This is a genomic window from Bacteroidota bacterium (assembly GCA_039821555.1).
Taxonomy (GTDB): Bacteria; Bacteroidota; Rhodothermia; order Rhodothermales; family Rubricoccaceae; genus JBCBEX01.
This window is the reverse complement of record JBCBNX010000002.1, coordinates 82,800-106,787: the sequence shown is the minus strand read 5'-3', so window position 1 is coordinate 106,787 and position 23,988 is coordinate 82,800. Positions and strand designations below refer to the sequence as shown.

Below are 23,988 nucleotides of genomic sequence, written 5' to 3'. Positions count from 1 at the left end.
GACGTAGGGAAGCTCGGACTGCCATCCTCACGTCACCATCGCCCGTCGCGCTTTGTCAGTCTGGCCGATGCCCGGGTTGAACGCGTTTGTCGGATCGAGCGCGGCGTAGTGTGCCCGCAGCGCCTCGTCCGCTTCGTAGACATGTCCGACGTTGTGCTCGGCGGGGTACTTCGCCCCCCGGGCGTCGAGGAGCGCCAGCAGTCGCTGCTTGATGGCCTGTACGTCAGCCCCCTTCTTCGGGACGAGGTCGAGGTGGAAGACGTGGCACATGAAGTGCCCGCAGTAGAGCGCGTGGTCGAGTTGGTCGGCCACGTCGTCCGGGAGGTCGATGATCCAGTCAGGGTCGCTGCCCAGGAGCGCGATGTCGAGCGCGAGCACCTCCTCGGTCGTCTTCTGGTGGACGTTCTGGTAGCGGATTCCGGCTCCAGCCGCCGCAAACCGATGCAGCAGCGCCGCTTCGGCTTCGGCCTCCGTGCACGCGAAGAAGTCCACGCCGTTGCGGGTGCTCCACACGTCGTCGAGGTAGCGCCGCGTCTCCTCGATGCCGTCGTCCGACACGTTGAGAATGAGGTAGTGCTCGAAGCGGTCGCGGTACTGGCGGATCCGCTCCGGGATCTGGCCGGGAAAGAGCTTGCTGGCGTGGTAGAGCACGAGGTCCGGCAGGAACCGCGGCAGGGCCGACACCTTGTTCGTCAGGTACTCCACGCGCGACTTGAGCGCGTAGAGCTTCGGCAGGCGCTTCGTGCCGAGGTGCTTGATCGAGAGGACGACGTCCTTGCCGTAGCGCTGGGCCGTGTCGAGGATGCTCCGGTTCATGTACTCGACCTTGTCGGGCAACTCCTCGAAGTGCGTCAGGATGTGGCGGCGCAGCGCGGTGAAGTCGGCGGGGTCGTTGGTGCCGAGGAAGAAGACCTGCGTCCGCTCGGGCTTGGGGTAGGTGTCGACGCGGACGGCGAAGGCGGCCACCTTGCCCGCGCTGCCGCTCACGTCGTGGAGCCGCCGCGGGTCGGCGTTGTAGCGGTTCGGCACGTCGGCGTTGAGGTTGCGGATGCGCGCGGCGTACTCGCGGTCCGACGCGGGCGTGTCGAAGGCCTCGATGGCGTCCTCGGGGATGCGCCCGCGTTCCAGCGCCGCGAAGATCTCCTCGGGCGTCTCGCCGAGGCCCCGGATGCCGAGGTGGTTGACGAGTTCGAGCTTGCCCGCCTCGTTGACCCGCGCGAAGAGCGACAGCTCGGTGTAGGACACGCCGCGCTTGCAGAGCGCCCCCCCCGCGTTGTTGGCAATCCCGCCGACGATGGTCGCGCCGATGGTCGTCGAGCCGATCACCGAATGCGGTACCCGGTCGATGGGCGCGAGCAGCTGGGTGAGCTCGTGGAGCGTCGCGCCGGGCATCGCGACGACCTGCTCGCCGCCGCGAATCGGGAGGAGGCCCTTGAGGCGGCGCGTGTTGACGATCACGAGCGGCCGGTCATAGTCAAAGCCGCTGGGGCCGGAGCCGCCTGTGAGCCCGGTCTTCGTCCCCTGCATGAGGATGGCCGCACCGGCGTCGACGCATGCCTGGAGCACGCGCCATTGCTCTAGGAGCGATCCCGGAAAGACGACCGCCGCCGCCCCGCCGAAGCCGTAGCGGAAGCCCGTCCGGTAGTAGGCCGTGTCGCCCTCGTCAGTCAGGACGTGCTTGGCACCGACGACGCTCTGGAGCGCAGCGATCAGGTTGGAGGCAGACATGGCGAGGTAGCGTGTGAGACAGGGAGGACACGCGGCACGCCCGACGCCGCGTACGGTTTCGGCAACCGAGTGTCATACCGATCCGGGCGCCCCTAGGTCGTCACCGGCAGCGGCGAGCGGCCTCGACGCAGCGCCACCACGACTGCGACCAAGAAGCCGAGCACGCCGATGGCCAGCACGCCCGTGAGCAGGGGCGCGGCGGCTCCGTTGCGCGCATAGATCGCGGCGAAGGCCCACACGAGCACGCCTGCAAACGCTATATCGCCCGTGCGGCTCAGGATCGTTGCGCCGATGCCCGCGACGATAGCCGCGAGCAGCGGCGGCCAGAACGCGCCACTCGTCCCGAAGGCATCGGCTAGCGCGACCGTGATGTTGAGGGGCGTCGCCACCGTCAGCCATGCCAGGAAGAGCGACGTCGGCACGCCGAGGAGCCAACGCTCCGCCGTCGTCATGCCCATGCGGTCGAGGCGGACGTAGAGCCAGATCAGGCTCACCAGGATGCCCACGATCACGACGGCCGCCAGCGCGAGATGGCCTGTGAGCCACGGAATCTGCCACAGCCCCGTTAGCACCGTGGCACTCACGAACGGGACGCCGAGGGCATCGTAGCGCGCGCCGCGCGCGCTCGGCCGCGCCTGGCACGCCGCGAAGGCGAGCACGCCCAAGAAGATGATGCCCCAGATGGCGAATGCCCAGCCCGCAGGCGTCACGCCCGTCGGAATCGCGTTGGAGACCTCGCCCGTGTTCGTGCCGAAGAGCACGCCCGCCCCAGCCAGCCCATTGAGCACAATAGCGAAGAGTGCCGCCGCGATCACAGCGAGTTGACGAGCGAGTCCAGACATGGCGAGAGAGATCGAGTGGGACGAGCAGACCGTCAACGGGCAGGGAAGCTATTCGGCTCCCCCCGTTCCTGCGTCGTCTCTGCTCGCTGCCGCGAGCGTTGCTCCTCGGAACTGTCCCCCTCACGCGTGAGGGGGACAGATTCCCGACCCTTCATGGGGAGGGAATCGGGGGGAGCCGCACTGGCATCATTCCTCACCGCGCCGACTTCTCCTCACCGTGTCTACTTCGGCCCGTGCGCAGGCACCGACTTCAGGACCGGCAGCGCGATCGCGGGAGCTTCGGCAGTCGGCGTTGCAGCACCGTCGCCTGTCGAGGCCGCTTCGAGTGCCTCGAAGTTGGGTAGGCTTGCAGTACGCGGGCCGCGGAGCTTCGCGCGGAGGCGCTGCACGACAAACTTGGTCCAGCTGTAGCGCACCTTCGAGGGGAGCGCCTCCCAGAAGTAGCCGCTCGTGGGTGTCGTGGCGAAGCTCGGCTCGAAGTAGCAGTTGACGGTGCAGCCGCGGCACACCTCCAGGCGGCCCTCGTGCGCGCGGTGGTAGGCTACGCGGTCGCCCTGCCAGAGGTCGTAGAGCCGCCCCTCGATGGGCAGCTTCTCCAGCCCGGCGTGGTAGCACGGCAGCACGAGTTCGTCAAACGGCGAGATCACGACGGTCGTGCTGACGGCCTTGCAGACGGGGTCGGCGGGGTCGTTGCCGCCGCGCGCGCGCAGCGTGAGGAAGGCCGGGTTGAGATACGTGTACGGCTGCTTGGCAAAGGTCCGCATCCGCGCCATCACGTCGTCGGAGAGCTCCGCGCCGAGGCCGTGGTACTCGAAGAGCGGGTTCACGATCAGGATCAGCTTGTTCGGCAGCGCAAACTGCTCGTAGATCGTGTCGAGGTGCCGGACGCTCTCGTTGGTGACGGTGAAGAGTAGGTCGGGTCGCTCGCCGAGCTGCAGTGCCACCTCGATGGACTCCATCAGCCTGCCGAAGCACTTCACCCCGCGCGAGGCATCGTGCTCCTCGGCCGTCGGCGCGTCGATCGAAAAGTGCAGGAGGTCGACGAGCCCCCGCAGCGCTTCGGCGCGTTTCGGGTACAGGAGGCCGTTCGACGTGACCGTAGTCAGAAAGCCGCGCTCCTTCGCCATGCGCAGCAGGTCCGGCAGCTGCGGGTGCAAGAGCGGCTCACCGCCCGTGAAGTCGATCACGCGCACGCCGATGCGGCGGAGGTCGTCGAGGTTGCGCGCCGCGTCCGCGAGGTCGATCAGCGGGGAGGGCTGCTCCCAGATGTCACAGAACCCGCACTTCGCGTTGCAGCGGTAGGTGACGTAGTAGTTGCAGAGGACAGGGCGCATCCGGGCGGGACGGTTGGATCGAAGGACCCAAAGATCGGAAGAGCGCCGCCGCTTGGCTCACGTTTCCCTGCGGCGGACGGTGCGGTAGAAGAGCCAGCCTGCTCCTGCCCCAAACAGTAAGGCAGGACTGAAGTAGAACGAGAACATCAGAGCTAGCGCAAGCACGTCCAGGCTTCCGAACAGATTGAAAGGTTCGCCGTCTCGAATCTGCTCAGTTGCCTGGATAGTACTCATGCCCATAGTCAAAAGCACCGCCCCGATGCCGTAGCTCATTAGGGTGATGCCTAGCCCCGGCATGATTCCTTGCCACTCGTCTGGGGCACGTAGCGCGTCGCGGGCCATGGTGGGGCCGACGAGCCAGGCTACGCACGAAGCGGCCATCGTACCTGGCACGATGAGCCACCAGACAGGTCCACCAATTACGACGGAGAACGCGAGCCAGAACACCAGCGCTGCGGCACCGAAGAATATCGCGGCAGTGTTCCTCTCCGTCATCCGCTCTGGCTCTCGGCAGCAGGCGGCGGTAGCACATCCGCGACCGGGATCGGCGCAAGGTCGGGGAAGGCCGCGATGGTGAGCGCGCCGTCGGGCCCATGCTGCTCGACGATGCCATAGCCTGTCGGTCCCGGCAGACGATGGATCTCCGCGCGCCCCGGGCCGTGGTCATCGCCAACGAGCACGAGCCACACCTCCGGAACACCTACAGCGGCGTAGCGCGGCAGCTTCACGTTGCGGTCGAACGCTTCGGTGGCATCAGCTACCTCGATGACCAGAAGCGTGTCAGCGGCGGTCGGGAAGTGATCTTCCGAGTCGGGGCGCAGGAGCGCAAGGTCCGGCTCAGGCTCAGTCCCATCGTCTAGACGTACGGGGTTCTGCACGCTCACGATGGCTTCCTCGCCGACGGCACGTACCAGAAGGCGAGTGAGCCGGTTTACTGTGAGAAGATGAGGCCGTCCAACGGGTGACATGGTGAGAATCTGACCGTCAATGAGTTCGACACGGGTTTCGCGGTCGAGCACGCCCATTTCTCCAATGGCATGGTACTCCTCGACGGTAAATCGGTAAGGGTGCGGCGGCGCGAGATTCGACATGACCGTAGGTACTGCTGTCGGAAAGGACTCGAGAGTGAAGGCGAGAGCGCCCGAAGCGTTCCCTTCGCCGCAACACGGCCGCACTCGCCTCACATCCCCACCACCTTGAGCCGGGCAAACTTGAGCCGTAGCTTTTTCTGGCCGACGCGCTGGAAGTAGACCGTCGCTGAGGCGCGGTCGCCGCGGCCCTCCACGCCCATCACCTTGCCGACGCCGAACTTCGGGTGCTCGACCTGCATGCCGGGCCGGAGTTCGCCGCCTTCGCCCTCGTCGTAGACAATGCGGCGGCCCTGTGGCTCCGGTTCGGCAGCAGGCATGCGCTTGGTCCGACGCGGCTTCTTCTGCCCGGCGTCGCCCCGGAGGTTGCGGCGGTAGTAGTGCGGGTCTACGTCGCCATAGCCGCCGGTGCCACCATTGCCCAACTCGAAGCGGCCTTTCTTCGGGCGGAAGGCGCGGCCGGTGTCGGTGCGCAGCACGTCGTCGAGGCCGTCGAGCTCGTCGAGGAAGCGGCTTCGGACGGCACCCTGCGACTCGCCGTAGCGGTAGCGGCTGCGCGCATAGCTCAGCTGCAGCAGCTCCTCCGCGCGCGTCACGCCGACGTAGAACAGCCGCCGCTCCTCTTCCAATTCTTTCGGGTCCTGCGCGGCCTTCGCGAGTGGGAACAGCCCCTCTTCGAGGCCCACGAGGAAGACGACCTTGAACTCCAGCCCCTTCGAGGCGTGGAGCGTCATCAGCGTGACGCGGTTGTCGTCGTCCGAGACGCTGTCGAGGTCGGTCACGAGCGACACCTCCTGCAGGAACTCAGACAGCGTGCGCGCCGGGGCGTCCTCGGCCCCATCCGGCCTGGCAGCCGGCGTGTCCGCGAACTCGGCGATGGCGTTGAGCAACTCGTGAATGTTCTCCAGGCGGGCGAGGCTCTCCGGCGTGTTCTGGTTGCGGAGGTCGGTCATCAGCCCCGACTCCTGGAGAAGACTCTGTGCGAGTTCGTGCGCGGGCGCTGTCTCGGCCTTCGCGGCGTGGTGCGCGACGAGGAAGCCGAACTTCTCGATGGCGTTTCCGGCCCGCGCCGAGAGGCCCGTCTCGTGCACGCGCTCGATGGCTTGCCAGAGCGTGAGCCCTTCGGTGGCGGCGTATTGCTCCAGCCGCTGCATCGTCTTCTGGCCGATGCCGCGCGTGGGCGTGTTGATGACGCGCCGGATGGAGGCGACGTCGTTGGGGTTGACGGCGAGGCGGAGGTAGGCGAGCGCGTCCTTGATCTCGGCGCGCTGGTAGAACGAGATGCCCCCGACGAGCCGATACGGGATGCCGCCGCGCCGGAGCGCCTCCTCGATCGAACGGCTCTGCGCGTTGGTGCGGTAGAGCACGGCCACGTCGCGCGGGAGCACGCCCGCCCGGGCGTTCAGGTCGCGGACCGCCCGTTCGATGCGCTGCGCCTCGTCGCGCTCCGACAGGGCCTCGGTGACGCGGACCGGGTCGCCCTCGCGGTTGTCCGTCCAGAGCGTCTTGTCGAGCTGGTCGCGGTTCTGCTTGATGATCGCGTCGGCGAGCTTCAGGATGCGCTGCGTGGAGCGGTAGTTCTGCTCCAGCCGCACGACCGTCGCGGCGGGGTAGTCCCTCTGGAACGAGAGGATGTTCTGGATGTCGGCCCCGCGGAAGGCGTAGATCGACTGCGCGTCGTCGCCCACGACGCAGATGTTCTTGTGCTTCGCCGCGAGCAGCTTCGCGAGTTGGTACTGCGCCTGGTTGGTGTCCTGGTACTCGTCGATGTGGAGGTAGCGCCACTTCGCCTGGTACCTCGCGAGGACCTCGGGGTGGTTTTCGAAGAGGCGGATGGGCCAGATGAGGAGGTCGTCGAAGTCCATCGCGTTGGCGCGGCGGAGGGCCTCCTGGTAGGGGCGGTAGAGCTTAGCGACGGCCTCCTCGAACGGGTCGGCGGCGAGGCGGGCGTAGTCGTCAGGGCTCACCATCTGGTTCTTCGCGCCCGAGAGGCGGCCCCGCACGGCGCGCGGCTTGAACTTCTTCGCGTCGACGCCATAGCGCCCCATCAACTCCTTGAGCGTCTTCTCGGAGTCGTCGGAGTCGTAGATCGTGAAGTCCTTCGTGAAGCCGATGTGCTCGGCCTCCATGCGCAGGATGCGCGCGAACGTGCTGTGGAACGTCCCCATCCACAGCCCCTTCCCTGCGCCCTCGCCGACGAGGGCCACGGCGCGCGCCTTCATCTCCCGCGCAGCCTTGTTGGTAAACGTGAGCGCGAGCACCTCCCACGGCTTGGCCCGCTTCGTCGCGAGCAGGTAGGCGATGCGGTGCGTGAGCGTGCGCGTCTTGCCCGAGCCCGGCCCGGCGATGATCATGACGGGGCCGTCGAGCGCGGCGGCGGCCTCCTGCTGCGCCGGGTTCAGCCCCGCGAGGATGGCGTCGGGATCGGACGGATTCGCGGCGGGCTGGTCGTCGAAGGAGATGGCGAACTGGCGCATCGGAGCAGGGGCGCTGGTCGAGGGACCGGTGGGAGGAGGCGGACGGAAAGGTACCGGGACCTCACGCCGTCCTCAACGATCGTGGATAACCGTTGTGCCCGCGTGGATAAGTCCGGCCCAGACAGAGCGAGGGCCGCCCCGCGCAATGCGGAACGGCCCTCGGCTTTTCATTCGGCGCTCGAACGTCACCGTTCGAACATCGAGACTCAGGTGCCGGCCGAGTAGTCGGTGGCGTAGACGACCTGGTCGTCGGAGAGCCCGTCGATGTGGATGCCCATCGTGATGAGCTTCTTGCGCGCGATCTCGGTGTCGAACTCTGCCGGGAGCGTGAACACCGTGTTCGCGAGGTCTTCGCCCGCCTCGTGCTTCTGGATCAGGTTGAGGTGCGCCAGGAACTGGTTGGCGAAGCTCATGTCCATCACCTCCGAGGGGTGGCCCTCCGCAGCAGCGAGGTTGATGAGGCGGCCGTCGCCGAGCACGTAGATGCGGTTGCCGTTCTCGAGCGTGTACTCGCGGTTGTCCTGGCGCATCACGCGGGTGTCGTTCGACATCTCGGCGAGCTCCTGGAGGTTGAGCTCCACGTCATAGTGGCCCGTGTTACAGACGAGCGCGCCGTCCTTCATCTGGGCGAAGTGCTCGCCGCGGATGATGTCCTTCATGCCCGTGGCCGTCACGAAGACGTCGCCGACTTTGGCGGCCTCGGCCATCGACATGACGCGGTGGCCTTCGAGGGTCGCCTTGAGCGCGGCCACCGGGTCGACTTCGCAGACGATGGTGTTGGCGCCGAGGCCCTTGGCGCGGATCGCCACGCCGGAGCCGCAGTGGCCGTAGCCCGCCACGACGAAGTTCTTGCCTGCGATCAGGATCGAGGAGGCGCGGAGGATGCCGTCGAGCGTCGACTGGCCGGTGCCGTAGACGTTGTCAAACTCCTGCTTGGTGGCGGAGTCGTTGACGGCGTAGACCGGGTAGAGGAGCTTGCCGTCGTCGGCCATCGCACGGAGGCGGTGGACGCCGGTGGTCGTCTCCTCCGAGCCGCCGATGATGTCCTGGGCTTTCTCCGGGAAGGCGCTGTGGACGCGGAAGATGAGGTCTGCGCCGTCGTCGAGCGTCGTCGAGGGCGTCTTGTCGATGGTGCGGTCGATGCACCAGTAGAAGTCCTCGGTGTTCTGGCCGTACCAGGCGTAGATCTCGGTGCCGCCTTCGGCGAGGGCCGCAGCGACCTCGTCGTTGGTCGAGAGCGGGTTGCAGCCGCTCCAGGCGACTTCCGCGCCGCAGGCCTGCAGCGTCTCGACGAGCACAGCGGTCTCCTTCGTGACGTGGAGGCAGCCCGTGATTTTGTAGCCGGCGAACGGCTGCGTGGCGGCGTACTCCTCGCGGAGCTTCATGAGCACCGGCATGCGGCTCTCCGCCCACTCGATGCGCTTGCGTCCGGCGTCGGCGAGGCCGAGGTCCGCGACTTTGTAGTGTCCTTCCTTGTGATCCATCTGAAATAGAGGGGTGTGTTAGTTCGGGGAGGTCAGAATAGCAGGGCTGGGGCGAAGGTTTCGATGTGGAAACACTCCGCCTAGAACCTAGGGACAATTCACGCAGCCTACGAAACGGCCCCCTTGAGCGCGTCGACCGCGTCGAGGGCCTCCCAGGGGAAGTCCTCGCGGCCGAAGTGGCCATACGCGGCGGTAGAGCGGTAGGCCGGGCGGCGGGCCGGGTCGAGCAGGCCGAGCCGCTCGATGATGCCCTTCGGGCTAAGGTCGAAGACCTGCTGGACGGCATCCACGATGGCGCGGTCGTCCACCTTGCCGGTGCCGTAGGTGTCGACGGTGATCGAGACGGGCTTGGCCACACCGATCGCATAGGCGACTTGCACGAGCACCTCGTCGGCGAGCTCGGCCGCGACGATGTTCTTGGCGACGTAGCGCGCGGCGTAGGCGGCCGAGCGGTCGACCTTCGAGGGGTCCTTGCCGGAGAACGCGCCGCCGCCGTGGCCGCCCTTGCCGCCGTAGGTGTCGACGATGATCTTGCGGCCGGTCAGCCCAGCGTCGCCGTGCGGCCCGCCGATGACGAAGCGCCCCGTCGGGTTGACGTAGAGCGTGACACCCCCATCTTCAGGTGGGGCCATGTCGAGCACGTCGGCCGCGCCGAGCGCCTCGAAGGCCTGCGGGATGACGTGCGTGCGGAGGTCGGCCTCGATCTGCGCGCGGGTGACGTCCTCGCCGTGCTGCGTCGAGACGACAATGGCGTCCACGCGGTTGATGGTGCGGCGGTCGTCGGCGTACTCCAGCGTGACCTGACTCTTCGCGTCCGGACGGAGATACGTCATGATCTCGCCAGCCTTGCGGATCTCGGCGAGGCGGCGCAGGATCTCGTGCGACGCGGCGACGGCCAGCGGCATCAGACTCGAGGTCTCGCGGCAGGCATAGCCGAACATGAGGCCCTGGTCGCCCGCGCCCTGCTCCTGGTCCACGCCCGCGCCCTCGTCCACGCCCTGCGCGATGTCGGGGCTCTGCTCGTGGATGGCCGAGAGCACGCCGCACGACGCCGCGTCGAACTGGAGGGCGGGGTCCGTGTAGCCGATCTCCTCGATGGTCTCGCGGACGACCTTCTGAACGTCCACGTAGCCGTCACAGGTGACCTCGCCCGCGACGACCACGAGGCCGGTCGTGCAGAGCGTCTCGACCGCGACGCGGCTTCCCGGGTCCTCTGCGAGGAAGGCGTCGAGGAGCGCGTCGGAGATCTGGTCGGAGACCTTGTCGGGGTGGCCTTCCGAGACCGACTCGGAGGTAAATAGGTAAGCCATGAAGTAGAATCGAAATGGAGAGGGCGAAGGGTGTGCGTGCCCCGGGGCGCAGGAGGGATACTGCGTTGGGCCGCCACCGAGGATGGGCGGCATGATGAGGCGGGCGAAAATAAGCGCGCCCTCCGGGCACATCTAGCGCTTCACAGGCTTTACAAGCAGGGTGCCGGACCACCGAGGCCGGCTCGACCCCGCCTCGCTCACATTGCACGCTTCCGCCGGATGCCGTAATTTGCGGGACGCTCTTATCCCTGACACTCCCCCTTCCTCACCGCAATCGTACGCTCATGGCCACCGAAGTAGCCCAGAAAGTCACCGCCATCATCGTCGACAAGCTCGGCGTGGACGAAGCCGACGTCGTGCGCGACGCCAACTTCACCAACGACCTCGGCGCGGACTCCCTCGACACGGTCGAGCTGATCATGGAGTTCGAAAAGGAATTCGACCTCACGATCCCGGACGAGGACGCCGAGCAGATCGCCACCGTCGGCGACGCCATCGACTACGTGTCGAGCAAGGCGTCGTAAGCGCCGCGCCCCCCACAGCCTTTACCCCCGACGGCTTCGCGGCACCGACGTGCACCGGAGCCGTCGTTTTTTTGCGTCCCCTCCCGACGACCTCGTCCGGACGGCCTCGTCCCGTCTCGACACCGCTCCGCCGACCCCCACCGAGCCGCGCTTCGCTCTCATGTTTCTGTCTCCCACCTCCGACCGCCGCGTCGTGGTCACCGGCCTCGGCGCCCTCACCCCCATCGGCAACTCCGTCCAAGCCTACTGGGACGGCATGATGGCCAGCCGCAGCGGCGGCGCCCGCATCACCCACTTCGACCCCGAGGGCTTCTCGACCCAGTTCGCCTGCGAGGTTAAGGACTTCGACCCGAACGACTACCTCGGCCGCAAGGAGGCGCGGCGGATGGACCCCTTCTGCCAGTACGGCCTCGTCGCCGCCGACGAAGCGCTCGCTGACGCGGGCCTCGACCCGGCCACGATGGACCAGGCCGACAAGGACCGCTTCGGCGTCGTCTTCGGCAGCGGCATCGGCGGCATGAAGGTCTTCCAGGACCAGACCATCAACTACCACGAGAACGGACCACGGCGCATCAGCCCGTTCTTCGTGCCGATGATGATCCTCGACATCGCCGCCGGGCAGATCTCGATGCGCCACGGGCTGCGCGGGCCGAACTACGCCACCGTCGCGGCGTGCGCCACGGGCAACAACGCCATCGTGGACAGCTTCATGCTGATCCGCAGCGGCCTCGCCGACCGGATGCTCTGCGGCGGCTCGGAGGCAGGCGTGACTGGCATCGGCGTGGGCGGCTTCGGCTCGATGAAGGCCCTCTCGACGCGCAACGACGCGCCCGCCACGGCGAGCCGCCCCTTCGACGCCACGCGCGACGGCTTCGTGATCGGCGAGGGCGCCGGCGCGCTCGTGCTGGAGACGTACGCCGACGCGAAGGCCCGGGGGGCGAAGATCTACGCCGAGATCCTCGGCATCGGCATGAGCGCCGACGCCTACCACCTCACGGCCCCCGATCCCTCCGGCGAGGGCGTCCGCCTCGCGCTCAACGGCGCGCTCCGTACCGCCGGCCTCGCGCCCGAGGACGTGGACTACATCAACATGCACGGCACCTCGACGCCCCTCGGCGATATCGCGGAGACGAACGCGATCAAGAAGGTCTTCGGCGAGCACGCCTACAGCATGAACCTGTCCTCGACGAAGAGCATGACGGGCCACCTGCTCGGTGCCGCCGGTGCCATCGAGGCCGTCGCCTCGATCCTGGCGATCCAGCACGGCCGCATCCCGCCGACGATCAACTTCGAGAACGCCGACCCGGAGTGCGACCTGAACTACACGTTCAACAGCCCACAGGACCGCGACGTGAAGGTGGCGCTCTCGAATGCGTTCGGCTTCGGCGGCCACAACACGTCTGTCGTGTTCGGCGTGCCGCGCTAGGCGTCGGTCGCCGGACGCAGGCTATCAGACAAAGGCTGCTACTCGTCCGGCTCTTGCGCTCTCTCCCGGAACGCGTCCAGGAAACGATGGGCCAGCCCTGGCCGCGCGACGCCGCGCAGCGTCCCGTCTTGAAGGAACGTGCTCACGTACCGCTGCTGCTCGTCGGTCAACTCGGCGATGTTGCGGAAGCCCATCGCCCAGTGCGGGAACGAGCGGTAGGCGACTTGCCGCCGGACGAGCAGATTCACGTCGCGGTGGCGCGGGTCGTCGAGCACCCGGCGGTAGACCGCGTTGACATCGCCCGAGAGGCCCTCGAAGACCTGGATGAAGCTGCCCTCGTGGTAGAGGAGCAGGCCGGTGACTTGGTCGCGTGCGTTGTTGCGGCGGCTGACGCGCAGGATATCGGTGAGCGTAGGGAGGCCGACCAGACGAGTCGCCTTGCTCGTGTAGATGAGCTGGATGAGTGGCTGCGGCATGGCGGTGGGGGTTGAGCCTGCGGCCAGATCAAACCCCGCCGTTTTTCTTCGTGTTCCCCATTCCTTAACACACCGACCTCCTACACCCATGACGCTCGGCCTCGTCTCGGACACCCACGGCTGGCTCCACCCCGCGCTCTGCGACGCGCTCGCCGGCGTCGACCTCATCCTCCACGCGGGCGATGTGGGCACGCCCGACATCCTCGACGCGCTCGAAGCCGTCGCGCCGACGAAGACCGTCTGGGGCAACATCGACGGGCGACCTATCCGGCAGCGCTCGGTGGAGCACCTGCGCATCAGGGTTGCGGGGGTGAATCTCTGGATGACGCACATCGGCGGGCACCCGAAGCGCTGGGCCAAGGGCATCGGCCCGAGGCTGCGCGCGGAGTGGCCCGACGTGTTCGTCTGCGGCCACAGCCACATCCTGCGCATCGAGCGGGTGCCGCACCTCGGCGGGATGCTCTACGTCAACCCCGGCGCTGCAGGTCGCCAGGGCTTCCACCAGGTCAAGACCTGCGTCCGGCTCACCGTCGAAGGCGGCGCGGCGACAAAAGCCGATGTGGTGCACCTCGACGGGTAGATCGGCACCCTCTACTCGCCTTGCGCGAGCGAGTAGGCGCGGGTGCCCTCGACGGTGTAGAGGTGCTCCGTCTTGATGACGTCGAAGCCGGCCTCGACGAGCCGCCCGAGGAGCGCCACGACATGCTGCGGGGCCACCTCGTCGTCGGGCGCGGTGAAGCGGCAGCGCCAGTGGTCGGTGCAGAACGTCTCCGGGAGGCCGCTCGGAAAGACCTTCACGCCGCGGTTGGTGATGAGCGTTAGCGCAAGCCGGTCCGGCGTGCCATCGCTGTCGTCGTCACTGTCACTGCCGAGCGCGCGGAGCGCCATGCCGAGCGTGTCGGGGTCGCGGCTCTGGTCGGGGCCGTTCCAGTCAAGGAAGACATCGACGCCCACGAGCGTCTTCGGACGGGGCGGCGTCGGGCGCACCCTGAGATCGAGACTGGCAGTGCTACGGCCTCCCATTCCGGTGTAGTGCACCGGCTTGAGGTCGCGCGGCTCCGTGCCGAGGCGCGCGATCACGGCGTCGGCGAAGTTGTCGGTGGGGAGCTGGCGGCGGCTCACCGACGGGCGGTAGAGGTCCGGCGTGTGCAGCCCCGCCTCGACGGTGGCGAGCCAGGCATTCTTGATGCGCGCGGCGACCTCCGCTTGGCCGAGGTGGACGAGCATCATCACCGCGGCGCGCAGCAGCCCCGACGGGTTCGCCACGCCGCGCCCCGCGATGTCCGGCGCGCTGCCGTGCACGGCCTCGAACATCGCGAACGACGGCCCGAGGTTGGCCGACCCCGCCAGCCCGAGCGAGCCTGACACCTCGGCGGCGATGTCGGAGAGGATGTCGCCGTAGAGGTTCGGCGCCACGATCACGTCGAGGCGCTCGGGGCGGGCCGCCACCAGCGCCGCGCCGATGTCGATGATGCGGTGGTCGCTCTCGATGTAGGGGTAGTCGGCCGCGACTTCCTCGAAGACCTGCTTGAAGAGGCCGTCGGTGTGCTTCATGATGTTGGCCTTCGTCATGCACGTCACGCGGCGGCGACCGTGGGCCCGTGCATAGTCGAAAGCATAGCGGCAGATGGCCTCGCTGCCAGGCCGCGTGATGAGCTTGAGCGTCTGCGTGACCTCGGTGGTCTGCTGATGCTCGATGCCCGCGTAGGTGTCCTCCTCGTTCTCGCGGATCACGACGAGGTCGAGGTGCGGGTGCAGCGCAGCGACGTGCGGGCTGTAGCTCTTGCAAGGACGTACGTTGGCGAAGAGGCCGAGCGTCTTGCGGAGCGTGACGTTGAGGCTCTTGTAGCCGCCGCCCTGCGGAGTCGTGATCGGCCCCTTGAGGAGCACACCGTGGCGGCGCAGCAGGTCCCACGTCTCCGGCGCAATGCCCGAAGAGTGACCCTCGCGATAGGCCCGCTCGCCCATCTCGACGGGCTCGACGCGGAGCGGCGCGCCTGCCGCGTCGAGGATGCGGAGGACGGCGTCCATGATCTCCGGGCCGATGCCGTCGCCGTGGCACACCGCGACCGGGATCGGGGTCGAGGCGGTGCGACGATCTCGGCCGTCGGGAAACGACGTCGGGCGCGGGACAGGGCGGGCAAACCCATCGGCGAGGGCATCGGGGCGACGGAGCGTACGCAATTCAGGGGTAGACATGGAGGTCGGAGCAGCGTGCGGAGGAGAGGGGGAAGGAGAAGCGTTACGGCGAGGTCGGGCCCCGCCCGCCCATCGAGGGAGCAGGCGGGAACGTCGGGCCGACCAAGACGCGCCGCATCGCCGGTCGAGACGGGTGAGCGGGTACTCAGGCGGGCACCAACTCCCGCGACTCCCTGAGCTCCGTCTCGACGGTAGGCTCCGGTGCCAGCGTTGGAATGGAGGACCCGCGCACCGTGCCAGGATGCGAGAACACGGGGAGGCTCGGAGTGGCCTGCTGGGCGAACTCGGCGGCATCGACGAGGCTTACCCAGCGGATGAACCAGAGCGTGAAGGCCGCGACGGCCAAGATGATGAGCGAGCCGAGGGTGATTTCGAGAAGCGGCATGAGTGCAAGGGTTGGGAGTTGGAAGGAGTAAGGGGAGTCGGGTTCAGGCGGGTATGGACGGGTAGAGACGCGGTCCGGCACGGGTGACGTGCTGGGCGAGGAGCCGGTCGAGGAGGTTGGTCGCCGTGCTGCGGTGCTTCACGGCCAGCACAGGCACACGGGTGCCCTTGAGGATGGCCTCGGCGACGCGCCCGAGTTGGATCGCCGCGCTCAGGCTGCGGCCCCGCGTCCCCACCACGACGAGGTCCGCGCCGAGCGCAGCGATCTCCGCCGGCGTAGCCTCGGCCACGCTCGCGGTCTCGATGAGGTGCGTCTCCACCACCAGGCCACGCAGGTCGAGGCGGTCGAGGAAGGCCGCGAAGCGCTGCGCAGCCCACCGGTGTGCCTCCTCGCGGTCGACCTCGGCACGGGCGTCCGACCGCGCACCGTAGGCCGTCGGGGTCACGTAGGCATGCAGCAGATGCACCGTCTCGATGCCGGAGGCCTGCGCGAACGCGAGCGCCACGTCGACGGCCTCGGCCGCGTGCGCCGAGAAGTCCACGGACACCACCACCCGCTCGATGTGGGCCGGTACGTCGTCCGGCACGACCAGCACCGAGCACGGCGCGCGGCGCGTCAGGTGCTCGGCAAGGGCACCCTGCCCGACCAGCAGCAGGTCGAACGCGCCCTCCTGGGCCACACGTTGCACCTCGACGAGCGGTGTCCCATCCGTGACATCAATATGGACGGAGGTGTGCCAGGGCCCGGCGAAGCGCGCAGTAGCCCGGCGGGCGAGCGCGGCGTGGCGAGCCGCCGACGCCTCGTGGAGGAACGGCAACACGTCCGGATGCCGGTCCGAGAGCGCCGGGATCTCCGGTATGACGTGTAGGAACTGCACGCGCCCTGCCTGCGCGAGGTGGGCCACCATCGCGGCGTGGTCAATTAGGCGGTCGTCCTGCGTATCGTCGCGTAGAATGACTAGTAAACTCTTATATTAATACATGGCAAAAACCTTAGGTAAAAAGATGCTATATGAGTCGAGTGCCTAAGCCGTTCTAGCCGTGCTAGGCCACCGTACTAGGGCAGAGCGCTGGCACACGGCGACACATAGACGAGGGAGGGTAGGCTAGCGACCTGTTCGCTAGCTTCGTGGCGACCCAGTCTGCATAGCGCGATGGCATCGTGCAGGGGAGAGCCTAGGTCGGCGCGGGATGTCCGAGGGCGCTTTGTCACACCGTTGCAGTCGCCTGCAGACAGGACGTAGCGTCCTGAAGGACCTGACGAGTATGCCTCAGGCCTTCGGTTCGAACGGCGTGAGGAGCCAGAGCCACGTCGCGCGCGGGCAGCGGGCGCGCGACGAGCGCGCCTGAGCAGAGATCCAAAAGAGACGGCTACGCATCAGGGTGCCGGGACCGGAGGCGGTGCAGAGCGGAATGGTGCAAGGAGTCAGCGCGCGATGCTGGTATGTAAAAAATTACACCAACACCTAGGTATATCGGGCCATAGATACGCGCATGAATCAGTGGGCGCCTAGGGTCACAACGGGTTTCGGAAAATCGGTAGCCTGCCGCCGATTTCGAGGAATCGGAAGGGGGGTGTCCTCCTGGGTCCTACATGCCGCAGCGATTCGCGCGGCTGCCGGTTCACGGCCCCGTCGGTTGCACGGTCGTCGTATCGTGCAGGCGCTGGCGGTCCCGACGCGGCCCCCCTCTCGCTCTCAGCTCCCTGCCTTCCCCAGCCATGCCGATGCCCGACCTCCGCGACAGCTCGCGGACCGACCGCCTCGACCTCCGTGCCGTCTACGAGACGAGCGGCTTCCTGACGTCGCTCGACCTCGATTTCGTCTTGAACAACCTGCTGCTCGTGGCGATGAGCAAGATGCTCACCACGCGCGGCGCGCTCCTGCTCGACGAGCACCGCACGGCGCACACCGACCGGGACTATCGGGTGGCGGCGGCCAAGGGGATGGGCCGCGACCCCGGCGGGCTGGTCGCCGAGCAGACCGTCCACCTCGACGCCTCGGACGGGGCGGCGTGGGTCGGCGACGAGGTGCCGCTGCCGCTCCGCGAGGCCGGGCTGCACCTCGCGCTGCCGCTGCGTTACAAGGACGATGTCATTGGGTTGCTCGGCCTCGGCAAGCGCGCCCGCGGCGGCGACTACCAGGCGGGCGAGGTCGCCTTCGTGCGCTCGCTCGTCAACATGGCAGCCCCGGCGGTGCACAACGCGCGCGTGGCCGAAGAGCTTGAGACAGCCAACCAGAACCTCGCCGCGCGGGTGCAGGAGCTCAACACGCTCTTCGAGTTGTCGCAGACCTTCGGGCGGACGCTCGACCGCGACGAGGCCGTGAAGCTGCTCTCGTTCACGCTGCTCGGGCAGCTCCTCGCCAAGCGCCACCTCATCCTCGTGCGCAACGAGACGGGGCAGCTCGCACGCGCCATCGAGCGCGGCGGGACAACCGAGTTGCCCGCCGACCTGCTCGCCCGGCTCTCAGCGCTCCATGCGCCGGTCTTCCTCGACGAGCACTGCGCCGAGGACTGGACCGCGCTGCGCGAGGCGGGCTTCCGCGTCCTCGTGCCCATCGGTGGGCGCGACGTCACGCGCGGCGTCTTCGCCCTCACGCACGCCACCAACCGGCCCTACACCGACCGCGAGGTCGAGTTCGTGACCTCACTCGGCACGCTCGCCTTCACGTCGCTGGAGAACGCCGAACTCGTGGAGGCGCGCGTGGAGAAGGAGCGACTCGAAGAGGAGATGCGCCTCGCGCGGACGATCCAGGAGCGCCTGCTCCCGACGGCTCCGCCGACCTCCGACAAGCTCGACATCGCCACGCTGGCGCTCCCGAGCCGCCACGTCGCCGGCGACTACTTCGACCTGATCCCGCTCGACGATGGCACGCTCCTCGTCGCCATCGCGGACGTGTCCGGCAAGGGTATGCCCGCCTCGCTCTTGATGGCCAATCTCCAGGCGTGCTTGCAGGTGCTGCGCGGCTCCGGCCTCGACCTCGCTGCGGCGACCGCGCGCATCAACCGCGTCGTCCACGGCAACACGGGCGCGGCGTCGTTCATCACCTTCTTCTGGGGCATCTACGACCCGGTCACTGGCCGCTTCGACTATGTCAACGCGGGCCACAACCCGCCGATGCTGCTCCGCGCGGACGGCACGCTCGACCTGCTCGAAGACGGCGGCCTCATCCTGGGCGTCCTCGCCGACTTCGCCTACGACGAGGGCACGACGACGCTCGCGCCGGGCGATGTGCTCGCCCTCTTCACCGACGGCGTCACGGAGGCGCACGGCCTCACCACGGGCGGCGAGCACACCGAGGCGGAAGACTATGGCGAGGACCGCCTCGAAGCCATCCTCCGCGCGCACCACGCCGAGTCTGCCGGGGCCATCCTCGACGCCCTCCACGCCGACGTGCGGACCTACACCGACGACGCCCCGCTCTCCGACGACCTCACGGCACTCGTGCTCAAGCGGGGGTAGCCCCTCGTTCTCTACTTCTCGCCTCCATGCAGACGTTCGAAATCGTCCCGCACCACGGAATCGGCCCCATCTTGCTGGGCATGACCCCCGCCGAGGCTCGCGCCGCGATGGCGCCGCACGGCGGGCTGCAGGCCAGCCACGGAGACGTCGACTACTTCCTGACCGACAACGCGCTCCAGGTGGAATACGAAGGCGGCCAGGCGAGCTTCATCGGCGCATCCCACTCGCGCGACGTAGCCTTCGCGTTCCGCGGCATCGACCCGTTCGATACGGCAGCGCGCATGCTTTTCCGGCACATCGCCTCGTTCGAGTCCGGGGCGCATCGGTTCGACCGGGCGGAGTACCGCTTCCCGGACCAGATCGTCACACTCTGGGAAGCCGACCGGCAGTACGACTACAGAGGCGGAGAGCGGCGGCTCGTCTACGCGCAGGTCGGCGTGGGCTCGGCCGCGTATCTCGCTGCCATACAGCAGTACGATCTCGACTGACGAGGCCGCCGGATCGGTGCTCAGGCGTGGCTAGTCGTCGTCGTTCCGTGGCGGACGGTTGTCGTCGTTGCGGTTGCTAGAGCACGTGCCGAGGGTGGCGCCCTGGTTGAGGTACGTCTGTACGACGCTACGGTAGACCTCGCGGGTCGTGCCGTTGACGCACATCGTGCGCTTCAGGGCATCCGCGTCGTCGAGTTCGGCGCTGCGCAGTTCCATGGGTGTCTGGTGCTGGACGTTGGTGCCGAGGTGCTGCACGCCGGGGCTGGCGAAGCCGAGGCGGCGTCCTAGTTGGATGATCGGACCCATGTCGAAGTGGATCGCGTCGTTGGCCCCCATCTCCAGGCGGGCACCGAAGTCCTGCCCGTTGTTGATGCGCCTCCGCCAGCGCCGCTCTTCCTGCGCGTCGCTCTGGCGCTCGGCGCCGCGTTGGTGCCAGTAGATCGCGGCCTCGTAGACCATGCCGTCGTTGGACGCCCGGCGCAGGCGGACGCTGAGCGCTCCTGCTCGGTCTCGCTGGTTGCCTACACACTTGGGCCACTCGTCGCAGTCGCCCTCCTCGTCGACGAGTTCGCGTAGCATGCGCATGCTGCGTACGTCGAGGATGAAGTCGTCCAGGCGGTTGGCGCGGAAGGTGGGACTGCGTACCGTGCCGTCGAAGCCAACCTTGATCTGCCCCGTGCTCGTCGGCTCGCCCTGGACGTTGAGCGTGTACTCGGCGAGGCCGCTCGCGTTGTCCGCGTTGGCCACTTCGAGGTAGACCTCCTCGGCCCCCAGCGAGTTGAGCGTGGCGCGGAACGCGGTCTGCGTCTCGTGGCGGTCGGTGCCCTGCTCGGCGAAGTAGATCGTGTTCTCCTCCGCAACGCTCTCGTTGAACTTGTGCGTGTGCTGGTGCCAGGGGTACTGGCCGAACCGCGCCCAGTGCACCTGCCACGGGCTCTGCGAGAGGTCGCCATGGGGGTCAGTCCACAGGCCGGACGGGTCGCGGAAGACGGTCAGGTCGATGTGGCCGCCGGGCGGGGCGGCGTACTGGTCGATGAGGAGCGCCCCGTCGATGGTGACGCGGCCGGGGAAGCGGACCGGCAGGAAGTCCTCGAAGCTGCGCACCAGCACGAGGCCGTCCCAGTCGAGCGTGCCGGTGACCTCCAGCGTCCCGTCCACGATGAGCAGGCCGTAGCCGCGGATCGTGCCGGTGAGCTCCATGCTGTTCTCTTTGTAGACGATCGCGGGCTCCGCGGCTGAGCCGTAGGTGGCCGAGCCCGTCACGACCGGCGAACTCGTGTCCAGCACCACGTCGCCGCGCTCGATAGCGCCGAGAGCGGTCATGTAGAGGGTTTCGAGCGAGAGCGCGCCGGTGTACTCCACGATGGCGTCCATCGTGTCTTCGAGGCGGAGGCTCGCGCCGGAAGAGCGCACGGCGTCCAACTCGGTGGCGAACGCGTCGCGCATGTCTTGGAAGGAGACGAGCGGGCTGAGCCGGAGCTTTTCGAAGCGGTCGAAGGCGTAGTAGACGTTGTTCTGCCCGGGTCCACCCGTGATGGTGCTGCCGGTGAGGTCCGCCGTGACGTAGGGCGCGTCGATCCAGATCGGGCCGGGAAAGTCGGCCGGGATCCAGTTGTAGCGGCTCGTCACGCGGTGCGTGGCCCCGTCGAAGACACCCGTCACCTCGAAGGTGAGCGACTGACCGTCGGTGGTGGGCTGGTAGTCCACCTCGAACGCCCCACCCTGGAACGCCTGCTGCTGGAAGTCGAGGGCGCCCTTGAACCCATAGTCGTCGAGCATGGCGCCGAGGACGAGGTTGTGGCCTGCCTGGGCGGCCTGCCGTGCGATCATGTCGGCCTGCGCCTCGGCGCGGTCCGAGGCGGCTGCAAACGCATTGGTGCGAGCGGTATAGACCACCAGCGTGCTGCCAAGCACCGTGGCGAGGGCGATGAGGAGGGTCAGCTTACCCATGGAGATTCAGAAGCGGAACGGAGGCAGTGCGAGGGAGCCATCAGGCTAGATGACCGGCGGTGGCGGCGGTGGCGGCGGTGGAGCAGGCTGGTGCGGTCGTGGCTGGGAAGGCGGCGGCGTAGAGGGCGATGGGGACGAACTGCTCCCGCCGCTCCCCCCGCCGCTGCTGGGGCTCCCGCTGTCGCCGCCGGGATTCGCAGGCGGCTGAGACGGGGGTGGCGACGACGGCGAGGCCGGCGGGGGCGCTGCCGGCGGCGGCGAAGGCGGTGGGGGCGGCGGCGGTGTGGGGGGTGGCGGCGGCTCCGGAGGAAAGGTGGTGGGCGCCGCAGGCATCACGCCACGGCCGTTCTCCGCGACGGAGAGGTTGCGTGGCCGGAAGACATAGCCGTGCCGCATGGCGTTGGTCTGCGAGGTGTTGGCCTGGTCCCCGGCGCGGCGCTCCGCAGCGCTGAGCGCCGTCGTCACCTCGACCCGCACGCGGTCCAGGTCGCTCAGCACGCCCGCCGTCTGCCGACCGGCCGTGCTGCCCCGCTCGAAGGCCTCGACCTCGAAGCCGACGATGGGCTCGGAGCTGCCGCCGAGCGCCACGCCGTTTTCGAAGCGCTGCACGCGGAGCATCGGGTAGGCTTGGTCGCCGACGCGGACGCTGTCAGGCAACTCCGTCACGGCATAGCTCACCAGCACCGTGGGCGACGCGGCACCGAGGCTAGGGTTGGCCAGCGTGGGGAAGCTGTAGCGGGTGGTCTGGCCACCCGCCGCTTCGAGGCGGTGCGTGTAGCTCCCGAGCGATGCTACGGCCTGCCGCTCGGTGCGCATGTTCTCGATGTCGCGTTCGAGCACATCCATGAAGGCCAGCGTGCGCTGCTGCGTGATCTGGTTCACGGCCACGTCGGTGGCGCGTTGGCTCGAACGCTGCTGCACGAACACAAAGGCCACGAGCAGCGTCGCGCCGACGAGGATCGAGGTGAGGTTGTCGAGGAGAAACGCCATCGGGCAAAAGGGAAAGAGTCGAGCGCGGGAGACCAGGGGACGAGCTCAGCCGTGGATCGTCTGCCACGAGGGCGTCACGAAGGTGTTGAGCGTCACGCCGACGGGCGGGCGCCCTGCTTGCGCCGGTAGCGTATCGGTGACTGTAACCTCGACCTCCTTGGCGAGCGTCGGGTTGGCAGAAACCGTACTGGGCGCGTCGGGCTGGACATACCGCACCGTCACGCGGACCCGCACGTCGAGGGGCTGCCCGTTGCGCTGCCGCGAGACGAGGGCGGTGTAGCCGTCGAAGTCGTCCACGTCGTCGAAGTCGGCCCTCGTGCTCTCGCCCGCTTCGGGGCCGAGCACGGTGGAGAGGCCGCGCGTGTCGAAGCGCAGCTCATCGCGGGCGAGGTCGGCCTCGTCGAACGCGTGCTGCGACGCTTCCGTCAGGATCTCCCGCGCCACCTCGGCGACGGTCAACTCCAGCTGGCCACTGATGGCGCCGCGCTCCAGCTCCGCCTCGGAGCGGTGCTGTCCGAGGGCGTAGAGCGAGAGTACGAGGATGGCGAGAAGGGCAGCAAGGGTTTGCGGCATAAGAGAGAGCAGGGTGTTGGCTAGAGTCCGCGGCCCGCGGCAAGCCTGCTTCCCGTCTCAGCCGATATCGATTTGCGACTCGACTTGGTAATGCTGGCGGATGGCCTCCCTGACGTATTGCGCCTGGCAGAACGTTTCCGGGGCCGCGTGTCCAGATTGGGATTCATCCCGCTGAGCTTGGAGGAGACGCCGGGCTCCCTTACGCCCGCGTGGCCTCCTCAGCGCGGACCGAGGTGGTCTCGTCCCTTCGCACCGCGTCGACGTGCGCTTCTTATCCGTCGCTTGGCCCCAGCCCCGGTAGGTCCACGCGGGCCCCTGGCTTGCCCTCCGTCGCGTTGAAGTAGGTGCGGTAGGTGGGGTAGGCGAGGTCGATGTCGTCCCGCGCGGCGAGGGCGTCGAGGAGGGCCTCCCAGATGGCCTGCTCGCTGCCCCGCACCCGGCGCGGCGCCTCGATGTAGCGCAGCGTGAGTTGCACACCGAAGTCAGTCACGGTCGTGTAGACGGTCGGCGTGAGCTTGGCGTAGAAGATGAGGTACTCCCGCGCCGCGGCCTTCACCTTGCGCTCGGCGTCCTCGGAGAGGTGCGTCGCGTGCGCCTGGGCGATCTCGACGAGGATCTCCTTCGCCGCGCGCCAGTCGCTCTCGAACGTCACCACGACGGGCACCTCGTTCCACACGTAGGGAAAGCCTGCGGTCTCGTTGATGATCGGCTGGCGGAAGACGCTGCTGTTGGGGAGGTGAATGATGCGCCCCGTGGACTGCCCCGAGCCGCCCTTGGTGCCCGTTTCGAGGAGCGTGAACTGAAACATGCGCACGTCGATGACATCGCCCATGTGCTCGCCGACGCGGATGCGGTCGCCGGTGTGGAACGGGTGGCGCCAGAGGATGAACACCCACCCGGCGAAGCTGATGAGCAGGTCCTGAAGGGCGATGGCGATGCCTGCCGAGAGCAGCCCCAGGAACGTACCGAGGTTGTCGAACAGCCCAAACCAGACGTAGGCGAGCATCAGCGCGCCGAGGAGGGCCGAGACGTAGCCGATGCCCTTGCGCCAAGTGTAGCGCACGCGCACGTCCTCGGTCTGCCGGAAGACGACCCGCAGCGTCAGCCACCGCGCCACGTTGAGCCCGATCAGAATGGCGACGGTCTGCAGGAGCTTGACCACCGTCGTGCTCTGCATCGAGTCGAGGCTCAGCTGGTCCATCAACCAGGAGGCGACTGCTTCCATGTCGTGCGGCGCTGGTGTGCGGAAGGC

General features: G+C 67.9%; 20 protein-coding genes and 1 pseudogene. 5 read left to right on the top strand and 16 right to left on the bottom strand.

Annotated elements, in window-relative coordinates; genetic code table 11:
- Positions 1–27 precede the first annotated feature (27 nt).
- The 8 genes from dld to metK all read right to left on the bottom strand — a co-directional run bounded on the left by dld (position 28) and on the right by metK (position 10,263).
- Positions 28–1,728, bottom strand: a complete 1,701-nt coding sequence (gene dld, locus AAFU51_03185; protein ID MEO1570251.1) for a D-lactate dehydrogenase — start codon at positions 1,726–1,728, stop codon at positions 28–30.
- 92 nt (positions 1,729–1,820) lie between these two features.
- Positions 1,821–2,570 carry a tryptophan-rich sensory protein gene (locus AAFU51_03180; protein MEO1570250.1) on the bottom strand — a complete coding sequence of 250 codons (750 nt, stop codon included), beginning with the start codon at positions 2,568–2,570 and terminating at the stop codon, positions 1,821–1,823.
- A gap of 221 nt (positions 2,571–2,791) precedes the next feature.
- Entirely contained in the window at positions 2,792–3,904 is a 1,113-nt protein-coding gene (locus AAFU51_03175; GenBank protein ID MEO1570249.1) for a radical SAM protein, read from the bottom strand.
- Positions 3,905–3,961: 57 nt separating this feature from the next.
- The gene (locus tag AAFU51_03170) at positions 3,962–4,246 is read right to left on the bottom strand and encodes a hypothetical protein (GenBank protein MEO1570248.1); all 285 of its coding nucleotides are present in this window, start codon (positions 4,244–4,246) and stop codon (positions 3,962–3,964) included.
- A gap of 149 nt (positions 4,247–4,395) precedes the next feature.
- Complete coding sequence (locus tag AAFU51_03165) at positions 4,396–4,995, bottom strand: Uma2 family endonuclease (protein MEO1570247.1); 600 nt, start codon at positions 4,993–4,995, stop codon at positions 4,396–4,398.
- An 89-nt stretch (positions 4,996–5,084) separates the two neighbouring features.
- Positions 5,085–7,469 (bottom strand): UvrD-helicase domain-containing protein, encoded by a 2,385-nt coding sequence (locus tag AAFU51_03160; GenBank protein MEO1570246.1) that lies wholly within the window; start codon positions 7,467–7,469, stop codon positions 5,085–5,087.
- Between the two features lie 206 nt (positions 7,470–7,675).
- A complete protein-coding gene (locus AAFU51_03155) occupies positions 7,676–8,953 on the bottom strand; it encodes an adenosylhomocysteinase (GenBank protein ID MEO1570245.1) in 1,278 nt (425 codons plus the stop codon).
- Between the two features lie 107 nt (positions 8,954–9,060).
- Positions 9,061–10,263, bottom strand: a complete 1,203-nt coding sequence (gene metK / locus AAFU51_03150; protein ID MEO1570244.1) for a methionine adenosyltransferase — start codon at positions 10,261–10,263, stop codon at positions 9,061–9,063.
- 284 nt (positions 10,264–10,547) lie between these two features.
- Here metK and AAFU51_03145 point away from each other — a divergent pair, with 284 nt between their 5' ends.
- Positions 10,548–10,787, top strand: a complete 240-nt coding sequence (locus AAFU51_03145; protein MEO1570243.1) for an acyl carrier protein — start codon at positions 10,548–10,550, stop codon at positions 10,785–10,787.
- A 160-nt stretch (positions 10,788–10,947) separates the two neighbouring features.
- Positions 10,948–12,213 (top strand): beta-ketoacyl-ACP synthase II, encoded by a 1,266-nt coding sequence (gene fabF / locus AAFU51_03140; protein ID MEO1570242.1) that lies wholly within the window; start codon positions 10,948–10,950, stop codon positions 12,211–12,213.
- A 38-nt stretch (positions 12,214–12,251) separates the two neighbouring features.
- On the opposite strand, the gene AAFU51_03135 is transcribed toward fabF, so the two are convergent.
- The gene (locus tag AAFU51_03135) at positions 12,252–12,689 is read right to left on the bottom strand and encodes a BLUF domain-containing protein (GenBank protein MEO1570241.1); all 438 of its coding nucleotides are present in this window, start codon (positions 12,687–12,689) and stop codon (positions 12,252–12,254) included.
- 88 nt (positions 12,690–12,777) lie between these two features.
- Between AAFU51_03135 and AAFU51_03130 the strand changes: the two genes are divergently transcribed.
- Positions 12,778–13,269, top strand: a complete 492-nt coding sequence (locus AAFU51_03130; protein MEO1570240.1) for a metallophosphoesterase family protein — start codon at positions 12,778–12,780, stop codon at positions 13,267–13,269.
- An 11-nt stretch (positions 13,270–13,280) separates the two neighbouring features.
- Here AAFU51_03130 and AAFU51_03125 read toward each other — a convergent pair whose 3' ends face one another.
- The 3 genes and pseudogenes from AAFU51_03125 to AAFU51_03115 all read right to left on the bottom strand — a co-directional run bounded on the left by AAFU51_03125 (position 13,281) and on the right by AAFU51_03115 (position 16,234).
- The gene (locus tag AAFU51_03125) at positions 13,281–14,888 is read right to left on the bottom strand and encodes an NADP-dependent isocitrate dehydrogenase (protein MEO1570239.1); all 1,608 of its coding nucleotides are present in this window, start codon (positions 14,886–14,888) and stop codon (positions 13,281–13,283) included.
- 145 nt (positions 14,889–15,033) lie between these two features.
- A complete protein-coding gene (locus tag AAFU51_03120; protein ID MEO1570238.1) occupies positions 15,034–15,273 on the bottom strand; it encodes a hypothetical protein in 240 nt (79 codons plus the stop codon).
- Positions 15,274–15,316: 43 nt separating this feature from the next.
- Positions 15,317–16,234: pseudogene (locus tag AAFU51_03115) on the bottom strand (universal stress protein).
- Between the two features lie 758 nt (positions 16,235–16,992).
- Here AAFU51_03115 and AAFU51_03110 point away from each other — a divergent pair.
- Positions 16,993–18,735: a SpoIIE family protein phosphatase gene (locus AAFU51_03110; GenBank protein MEO1570237.1), complete on the top strand. Its 1,743-nt coding sequence runs from the start codon at positions 16,993–16,995 to the stop codon at positions 18,733–18,735.
- A 26-nt stretch (positions 18,736–18,761) separates the two neighbouring features.
- On the top strand, positions 18,762–19,223 hold the full coding sequence (locus AAFU51_03105) for a hypothetical protein (protein ID MEO1570236.1): 462 nt from the start codon (positions 18,762–18,764) through the stop codon (positions 19,221–19,223).
- A 30-nt stretch (positions 19,224–19,253) separates the two neighbouring features.
- Here the strand turns inward: AAFU51_03105 and AAFU51_03100 are convergent, their stop codons facing one another.
- The 4 genes from AAFU51_03100 to AAFU51_03085 form a co-directional block, all read right to left on the bottom strand.
- Positions 19,254–21,173, bottom strand: a complete 1,920-nt coding sequence (locus tag AAFU51_03100; protein ID MEO1570235.1) for a hypothetical protein — start codon at positions 21,171–21,173, stop codon at positions 19,254–19,256.
- Positions 21,174–21,218: 45 nt separating this feature from the next.
- Complete coding sequence (locus AAFU51_03095) at positions 21,219–22,163, bottom strand: hypothetical protein (GenBank protein MEO1570234.1); 945 nt, start codon at positions 22,161–22,163, stop codon at positions 21,219–21,221.
- A gap of 45 nt (positions 22,164–22,208) precedes the next feature.
- On the bottom strand, positions 22,209–22,736 hold the full coding sequence (locus tag AAFU51_03090; protein MEO1570233.1) for a hypothetical protein: 528 nt from the start codon (positions 22,734–22,736) through the stop codon (positions 22,209–22,211).
- A gap of 271 nt (positions 22,737–23,007) precedes the next feature.
- Entirely contained in the window at positions 23,008–23,961 is a 954-nt protein-coding gene (locus AAFU51_03085) for a mechanosensitive ion channel domain-containing protein (GenBank protein ID MEO1570232.1), read from the bottom strand.
- Positions 23,962–23,988 lie beyond the last annotated feature (27 nt).